General features: G+C 66.7%; 7 protein-coding genes. All 7 read right to left on the bottom strand.

The window, feature by feature from the left end:
• Positions 1–889 (bottom strand): alpha/beta hydrolase family protein (locus RT97_RS23205; RefSeq protein WP_042581195.1); only part of this gene is annotated, 889 nt, incomplete at its 3' end.
• Between the two features lie 55 nt (positions 890–944).
• On the bottom strand, positions 945–2,147 hold the full coding sequence (locus RT97_RS23200) for an acetyl-CoA C-acyltransferase (RefSeq protein ID WP_042581194.1): 1,203 nt from the start codon (positions 2,145–2,147) through the stop codon (positions 945–947).
• A complete protein-coding gene (locus tag RT97_RS23195; protein WP_253278299.1) occupies positions 2,144–2,506 on the bottom strand; it encodes an endonuclease domain-containing protein in 363 nt (120 codons plus the stop codon). Before RT97_RS23195 ends, RT97_RS23200 begins: the two co-directional genes overlap by 4 nt.
• A 119-nt stretch (positions 2,507–2,625) precedes the next feature.
• On the bottom strand, positions 2,626–5,031 hold the full coding sequence (locus RT97_RS23190; RefSeq protein WP_042581193.1) for a 3-hydroxyacyl-CoA dehydrogenase/enoyl-CoA hydratase family protein: 2,406 nt from the start codon (positions 5,029–5,031) through the stop codon (positions 2,626–2,628).
• A 107-nt stretch (positions 5,032–5,138) separates the two neighbouring features.
• The gene (locus tag RT97_RS23185) at positions 5,139–5,573 is read right to left on the bottom strand and encodes a DUF2147 domain-containing protein (RefSeq protein ID WP_042581192.1); all 435 of its coding nucleotides are present in this window, start codon (positions 5,571–5,573) and stop codon (positions 5,139–5,141) included.
• Between the two features lie 39 nt (positions 5,574–5,612).
• Positions 5,613–7,409 carry an acyl-CoA dehydrogenase C-terminal domain-containing protein gene (locus RT97_RS23180; RefSeq protein ID WP_042581191.1) on the bottom strand — a complete coding sequence of 599 codons (1,797 nt, stop codon included), beginning with the start codon at positions 7,407–7,409 and terminating at the stop codon, positions 5,613–5,615.
• Between the two features lie 68 nt (positions 7,410–7,477).
• A partial coding sequence (locus tag RT97_RS33510) for a TetR family transcriptional regulator C-terminal domain-containing protein (protein ID WP_042581190.1) occupies positions 7,478–7,976 on the bottom strand: 499 nt, incomplete at its 5' end.

Genomic DNA, 7,976 nt, shown 5'->3' with positions numbered 1-7,976 from the left:
CGTGCTGCCCCGCGGCAGGCCCGGCGGGCGCGGTCAGCGCGGCCAGCCGGTGCAGCTTGTCGACGACGCTCGGCCAGAGGCTCTGGCTGAACTGCTCGCGGAAGAAGCCGAAGTGGCCGATGCGATGCGCCTGCACGTCGGCCGGCGCGATGCGCTCGACCGCGCTCGGCGCGCCCGCGTAGAAGCTGAGCAGGCTCTCGGTGCCGGCGAGCGTCATCAGCTCGTCGTCGGTGATCGACAGCGCGAGCACCGGAAAGCGCACGCGCCCGTAGCTGCGTGCCGCCATCTCGCCTTCGGCGCCCAGGCTGTAGCGCGGGTTGAGGCACCAGCGCCGCCATTGAAGAATCACGCCGCGCGGCAGGTCGCCCACCTTCTTCAACTTGCGGCCGGGGAAGTAGCCGCACAGCCGCGTGACCAAGGGCACCAGCACGAACCAGAAATAGAGGATGCTGCGCCGCAGCTTCGGCGCGTTCTCGCGCCAGTAGCCGCTGCCGGCCGCGATGCTGACGAGGCCGGCCACCTGCTCGGGCCGCTGCAGGAAGCCCGGCAGCTGTGCGCCGAGGCTGTGGCCCAGCAGGTAGAGCGGCTCACCGGGCAGCGCGGCCTTGGCGGCGTCGATCACGGTTTCGTAGTCGCGCGCCCAGTCGAACAGGTCGGCCTTGAAACCGCGCAGCGGCGCACCGCCGAGCGACTCACCGGAGCCGCGGTAGTCGAAGGTCCAGACGCGCAGGCCCTGCCGGGCGAGCCACCGCGCGAAGGGTTCGTAGAACGACTGGCGCACGCCCATCGCGCCGCCGATCACGATGCTGGCGAATGGCGCGCCGGAGGGCTCGTAGCGGCGCACCGCCAGTTGCATGCCGCCGTCGACCGGGAGTTGCTGCGTCTGCATGAAGTTGTCTCCTTCGTTGCGCAGGCATTCTTCGTGATGCTTTGCGCGTTGCCGATCAGACGCGTTCGAAGATCCCGGCAGCGCCCTGCCCCATGCCCACGCACATCGTGACCATGCCGTACTTCAGGTTCTCGCGGCGCAGCGCGTGCACCACGGTGGCGGCGCGGATCGCGCCCGTCGCGCCAAGCGGATGGCCCAACGCGATCGCGCCGCCCATCGGATTGACCTTCGACGGATCGAGCCCCAGCGTGTTGATCACCGCGAGCGATTGCGCGGCGAAGGCTTCGTTGAGCTCGAACCAGTCGATGTCCTCGTGCTTGAGGCCCGCATAGCGCAGCGCGGCCGGAATCGCCTCGATCGGGCCGATGCCCATGATGTGCGGCGGCACGCCCTTGCTCGCGAAGCTCACGAAGCGCGCGAGCGGCGTGAGGCCGTATTGCTTGACGGCCTTCTCGCTCGCCAGGATCAGCGCGCCTGCGCCGTCCGAGGTCTGCGAGCTGTTGCCGGCCGTCACGGTGCCGCGCGCGGCGAACACGGTGCGCAGCTTGGCGAGGCCCTCGATGCTGGTGTCGGGGCGCGCGCCTTCGTCGAGGTTCACGGTGCGGGTCTTGGCGATCGACTCGCCGGTCTCCAGGTCGGGGGTGCGGTCGGTCACTTCGATGGGCGTGATCTCGTCGGCGAACTTGCCTGCCTTTTGCGCCGCCAGTGCCTTCTGGTGCGAGGCGAGCGCGAACTCGTCCTGCGCCTCGCGGCTCATCTTCCACTGCTGCGCGACCTTCTCGGCCGTGAGGCCCATGCCGTAGGCAATGCCCACGTCGCCCTCGCGCTCGAAGATCGAGGGCGACAGCGACGGCGAGTTGCCCATCATCGGCACCATGCTCATGCTCTCGACGCCGGCCGCGATCATCACGTCGGCCTCGCCGACACGGATGCGGTCCGCGGCCATCTGCACGGCCGACAGGCCCGAGGCGCAGAAGCGGTTGACGGTGATGCCGCCGATGCTGGTCGGCAGGCCCGCCAGCACCGCGCCGATGCGCGCGACGTTCAGGCCCTGCTGCGATTCGGGAATCGCGCAGCCGCAGATGATGTCTTCGATGGCCTTGGGGTCGAGGCCGGGCACGGCGGCGAGCGCCGCCTTCAGCGTCGTCGCGAGCAGGTCGTCGGGACGGTAGTTGCGGAAGTAGCCGCGGTGAGATTTGCCGATGGGGGTGCGGGTGGCGGAGACGATGTAGGCGTCTTGGACTTGTTTGCTGCTCATGAAGAAGCTCCTGGATTTTCTTGCTCCTTCCCCTTCCGGGGGAAGGCTGGGATGGGGGCCGGCGGCGTCAACTCGACGAGCCGGTTGGCAATGGCTTGACGAACCCCATCAAGATTGGTGAACGGATCGTTCGATGCGAAACGCAAGACATCGAACCCCTGTGCGCGGAAGAACTCATCGCGCCGCGCGTCGTAGCCTTGCTGCACCTGATGCTGCGAGCCATCGAGTTCGACGATCAGCCTCGGTGCCAAACATGCGAAGTCAGCGATGTAGTTGCCCAGCGGATGCTGGCGACGAAACTTCACACCCAGTTGCTCCGAGCGCAAACTGCCCCAAAGCCTTAGCTCGGAGTCAGTCATCTCGCGGCGAAGCACTTGTGCATTCGCGCGGGCATTGGGTGTTGACTGGTTTCGCATCTTGCTTGGTTGGAGAGCCCCCATCCCTGCCTTCCCCCGGAAGGGGAAGGAGAAATGCGGGTTCAGTTCCGAACGGGCTTCCCTGTACTGAGCATCCCCATGATCCGCTCCTGCGTCTTCGGATGCACGATCAGCGAGCAGAACGCCTTGCGCTCCAGCGTCATCAGGTATTCCTCGGTCACGAGCGAGCCCGCATCCACGTCGCCGCCGGTCACCACGTTCGCGATCAGGCTGGCAATGTGGAAGTCGTGCGCGCTGATGAAGCCGCCGTCGCGCATGTTCACCAGCTGGCCCTTGATCGTCGCGGCGCCGCTGCGGCCCGCCACGCGGAAGGTGCGGCGCAGCGGTGCGCGGTAGCCGGCGTCGGCCATGGCCTTGGCCTGCTGCAGCGCCACGTAGAGCAGCTCGTCCTTGTTCGGCACGATCACGTCGCTGTCGAGCAGGTAGCCCAGCTTCTGCGAATCGAGCGCGCCGGTGCCGACCTTGGCCATCGCCGCGGCGGTGAAGCCTTCGGTGAGGAAGGGCAGCAGGTCGGTGCCCGTCGAGGCCGATGCGTTCTCCGCAGCGCGGCGTGCGATGTAGGTGAGGCCGCCCGCGCCGGGAATCAGGCCCACGCCCACTTCGACCAGGCCGATGTAGCTTTCCATCGCAGCCACGCGCCTGGACGAATACACGGCCAGCTCGCAACCGCCGCCCAGCGCCAGGCCGCGCACGGCCGAGACGACCGGCACGCTCGCATAGCGGATCTTGAGCATCACGTTCTGCAGTTCTTCTTCCGCGCCTTCGACTGCACCGATGCCGGCGACCACGAAGGCTGGCAGCATCGCCTGCAGGTCGGCGCCGACCGAGAACATCTCGTCGGGCGACCAGATCACCAGGCCCTTGTATTCGGCCTCGGCCAGCTCGACCGCGGCGCCCAGCGCTTCTGCCACGTCGGGGCTGATGGCGTGCATCTTCGAATGGATGCTCGCGATGAGCACCTCGCCGTCCAGCGTCCACACGCGCACGTCGCCTTCGTCGCTGATCGTCGTGCCCGCTGTGTTGGCATCGGCCGCGTTCGCGCCGAGCACGCTCTCGGGGAACAGCTGGCGGTCGTGCACCGGGAGCTTGCGCTGCGGAACGAACTGGCCTTGCGAAGCGCTCCACGAGCCTTCTGGCGTGTGCACGCCGCCGGCCTTGGCCACCGCGCCTTCGAACACCCACTTGGGCAGCGGCACGGTGCTCAGCGCCTTGCCGGCATCGATGTCTTCCTGGATCCACTTGGCGACCTGCGCCCAGCCGGCTTCCTGCCAGAGCTCGAACGGGCCCTGCTTCATGCCGAAGCCCCAGCGCATCGCGAAGTCGATGTCGCGCGCGCTCTCGGCGATGTCGGCCAGGTGCACGGCCGCGTAGTGGAAGCCGTCGCGCAGGATCGCCCAGAGGAACTGGCCCTGCGGCCCTTCGCTCTCGCGCAGGAGCTTCAGGCGCTCGCCCGCGGGCTTCTTGAGCATGCGGCCGTACACCTCGTCGGCCTTTGCACCGGCGGGCACGTACTCGCCGCTCTCGAGGTCGAAGCGCAGGATGTCGCGGCCGACCTTCTTGAAGAAACCGGCCTTGGTCTTCTGGCCGAGGTTGCCCAGCTCGAGCAGCTTGGCGAGCACCGGCGGCGTCTCGAAGTTGGCGTAGAACGGATCGCTCTCGGCGTTCAGGTTGTCCTGCAGCGTCTTCACGACGTGGGCCATCGTGTCCAGGCCCACCACGTCGGCGGTACGGAAGGTGCCCGAGCTCGCGCGGCCCAGCTTCTTGCCGGTGAGGTCGTCCACCACGTCGGGCGTCAAGCCGAACTTCTCGACTTCCTTCAGCGTGGCCAGCATGCCGGCGATGCCGACGCGGTTGGCGATGAAGTTGGGCGTGTCGTGCGCGCGCACCACGCCCTTGCCCAGCGTGCTGGTGACGAAGGCTTCCAGGTCGTCGAGCACCTGGGGTTGCGTGGTGGGCGTGTTGATCAGCTCCACCAGGAACATGTAGCGCGGCGGGTTGAAGAAGTGAATGCCGCAGAAGCGCGGCTTCAGCGCTTCAGGCAACGCTTCGCTCAGCTTGGTGATCGACAGGCCCGAGGTGTTCGAGGCCAGGATCGAATGCTTGGCCACGTGCGGCGCGATCTTCCTGTAGAGATCGAGCTTCCAGTCCATGCGCTCGGCGATGGCTTCGATGACGAGGTCGCACTCGCCGAGCTTGGCGAGGTCGTCGTCGTAGTTGGCCTGCTCGATCAGGCCCGCATCGGCCACGTCGCCGAGCGGGGCGGGCTTGAGCTTCTTGAGGTTGTCGATGGCGCGCGTGACGATGCCGTTCTTCGGGCCCTCTTTGGCTGCCAGGTCGAACAGCACGACGGGTACGCGCACGTTGACGAGGTGGGCCGCAATCTGCGCGCCCATCACGCCGGCGCCGAGCACGGCGACCTTCTTCACTTGAAATCGGGGATTTGTCATTGAGTTACTCGTTGTCTAACAGCCAACCGTTCGGGCTGAGCTTGTCGAAGCCTTGCACGCTCTGAACTGCCCTTCGACGGGCTCAGGGCGAGCGGATTCAGAGATGGTCACTGCGCTCGTGTCCAGGTTTGGGTGCGCCAGAAGGGGCCGAGGTAGCCGCGCACTTCCAGCTTCTTGCCGCCGTCGATGGGCGTGAAGCTCGCGCGGTATTCCTTGCCGTTCTCGGGGTCGAGGATCTTGCCGCCTTCCCAGACGTCCTTGCCCTCGGCCTTCTTGCCGCCGCGGATGATCTCCAGGCCCGTGATGGGCTTGCCCTTGCGGTCGTCGCTGCACTCGTCGCAGGTCGCGTCGGGCTTGGTGTCTTTCTTCAGCGACTTCTCGATGCGGCCGCTGAGCGCGCCGTTGGCCTCGGCGATGCGGATCTCGGCCTTGACCTCGCCGGTCTTGTCGTCGGCGTTGCGCCACAGCCCCACCGGGGTGCTCTGGGCCAAGGCCGTGAAAGAAGTGGCGGCGAGGACGATGGCTGCAAGCGTCGATTTCATGGGCGGCTCCCGTTTGGACGATGAAGAAGGACAGTGGCCTCAGGCCAGCGCTGCGTCGGTGTCCATCAGCACCTTGCTGCCGGCGCGCGCGGTGCGCATCAGCGTCGCGGTCTCGGGGAACAGCTTGGCGAAATAGAAGCGCGCGGTCTGCAGCTTGGCGACGTAGAACGGGTCGGTGTTGCCGGCGGCGATCTCGCGCAGCGCCACTTGCGCCATGCGGGCGAACAGGTAGCCGAACACGAAGTGGCCGGCCACGCGCAGGTAGTCCACCGCGGCGGCGCCCACTTCGTCGGGGTTCTGGAAACCCTTGAAGCCGATCTCGGTCGTGAACTTGGTGAGCTGGTCGCCCAGCATCGCGATCGGGTTGATGAACTCGGCCATCTTCTCGTTCACGCCTTCTTCTTCCACCAGCTTCGCGACGAGCTTGCCGAACTTCTTGAGCGATGCGCCGTTGTTGCCCAGCACCTTGCGGCCCAGCAGGTCCAGCGACTGGATCGTGTTGGTGCCCTCGTAGATCATGTTGATGCGGTTGTCGCGCACGAACTGCTCCATGCCCCATTCCTTGATGAAGCCGTGGCCGCCGAACACCTGCATGCACGCGTTGGTCGCGATGTGGCCGTTGTCGGTGATGAAGGCCTTCACGATCGGGGTCAGCAGCGCGACGAGCTCGCCGGAGTCCTTGCGCACCTTCTCGTCCGGGTGGTTGTGCTCCTTGTCCAGCAGCAGCGTGCAGAAGATCTGCAGCGCGCGGCCGCCTTCGGCATACGCCTTGGCCGTGAGCAGCATCTTGCGCACGTCGGGGTGCACGATGATCGGATCGGCTTCCTTGTCCTTGGCCTTCACGCCCGAGAGCGAGCGCATCTGAGTGCGGTCCTTGGCGTAGGCCAATGCATTCTGGTAGGCCACCTCGGTCAGGCCGAGGGACTGGTTGCCCACGCCCAGGCGTGCGGCATTCATCATCACGAACATCGCGGCCAGGCCCTTGTTGGGCTCGCCCACCAGCGTGCCGGTGGCGCCTTCGATCACGATCTGCGCGGTGGCGTTGCCGTGGATGCCCATCTTGTGCTCCAGGCCCGCGCAGAAGATCGGGTTGCGCTCGCCGAGCGAACCGTCGGCCTTCACCTTGAACTTGGGCACCACGAACAGGCTGATGCCCTTGCTTCCCTTGGGCGCGTCCGGCAGGCGGGCCAGCACCAGGTGAATGATGTTGTCCGTCATGTCGTGCTCGCCGGCCGAGATGAAGATCTTGCTGCCGGTGATGCGATAGGTGCCGTCGGCCTGCGGCTCGGCCTTGGTGCGCAGGAGGCCCAGGTCGGTGCCGCAGTGCGGCTCGGTCAGGCACATGGTGCCGGTCCATTCGCCGGTCGTGAGCTTGGGCAGGTAGGTCTTCTTCTGCTCCTCGGTGCCGTGCGCCACAAGCGCTTCGTACGCGCCGTGCGAGAGGCCGGGGTACATGGTCCAGGCCTGGTTCGCGCTGTTGAGCATCTCGAAAAGGCACTGGTTCACTACGAAGGGCAGGCCCTGGCCGCCGAAGGCCGGGTCGCACGACAGCGCCGGCCAGCCGCCTTCGACGTACTTGGCATAGGCGTCCTTGAAGCCCTTGGGCGTCTTGACTTCGTGCGTGGTCTTGTCGAGCACGCAGCCTTCTTCGTCGCCGCTGATGTTCAGCGGGAAGGTCACTTCGGCGGCGAACTTGCCGGCCTCCTCGATCACCGCGTTGATGGTGTCGGCGTCGGTTTCGGCGTGGGTCGGCAGGGCCTTGAGTTCGTCTGCGACGTGGAGCACTTCGTGCAGCACGAACTGCATGTCACGCACGGGTGGGTTGTAGGTAGGCATCCGGAACTCTCCTGGTCGAAGCTAGATAGAAAAAAGAAAAAAGGGGGAATCGAAACGGTGCCGCGCGCTCAGCGCACGGGCTTCAGGCGCCGGCCGGCGGGCGCCGGTGCGGCAGCGGCGGGGCCCGCCGGCGCATCGGGCGTGGCGCTGCGCGCAAGGATGTTGTTGAAGCCGACGGTCGCGCGGCCGATGGAGCCGGGCACCTGGAGGAAGCGGGCTTCGTAGTGCAGCGCGAGGATGAGGCCGTGGATCTCGAACGCGACCTGGCGTTCGTCGGCGTCGGCGCGCAGGTGGCCTTCGCTCTGCGATTGCACGATGGCGCGCAGCACCGCCGCCTGCCAGATGCTGACCGACTCGACCAGCGCATCGCGCACCGGGCCCGGGCGGTCGTCGAATTCGGAAGCGCCGCTGATGTAGATGCAGCCCGAGTCGATCTCGGTCGAGGTGCGCTTCATCCAGTTGGCGAACATGGCGCGAAGGCGCGGGAGGCCGCGCGGCGCCGAGAGTGCAGGAAAGAACACTTCCTGCTCGAAACGTGCGTGATACTCGCGCACCACCGAGATCTGC

The sequence above is a fragment of the Variovorax paradoxus genome (assembly GCF_000834655.1).
Classification (GTDB): Bacteria; Pseudomonadota; Gammaproteobacteria; order Burkholderiales; family Burkholderiaceae_C; genus Variovorax; species Variovorax paradoxus_F.
Note: the sequence above shows the minus strand (reverse complement) of the source record. Positions and strands in the feature narration are given on the sequence as shown.

Excerpts from the sequence above, each read along its gene's own strand:
- RT97_RS23200 (WP_042581194.1), bottom strand. The coding sequence starts at position 2,147 with ATGAGCAGCAAACAAGTCCAAGACGCCTACATCGTCTCCGCCACCCGC.
- RT97_RS23195 (WP_253278299.1), bottom strand. The coding sequence starts at position 2,506 with ATGACTGACTCCGAGCTAAGGCTTTGGGGCAGTTTGCGCTCGGAGCAA.
- RT97_RS23190 (WP_042581193.1), bottom strand. The coding sequence starts at position 5,031 with ATGACAAATCCCCGATTTCAAGTGAAGAAGGTCGCCGTGCTCGGCGCC.
- RT97_RS23185 (WP_042581192.1), bottom strand. The coding sequence starts at position 5,573 with ATGAAATCGACGCTTGCAGCCATCGTCCTCGCCGCCACTTCTTTCACG.
- RT97_RS23180 (WP_042581191.1), bottom strand. The coding sequence starts at position 7,409 with ATGCCTACCTACAACCCACCCGTGCGTGACATGCAGTTCGTGCTGCAC.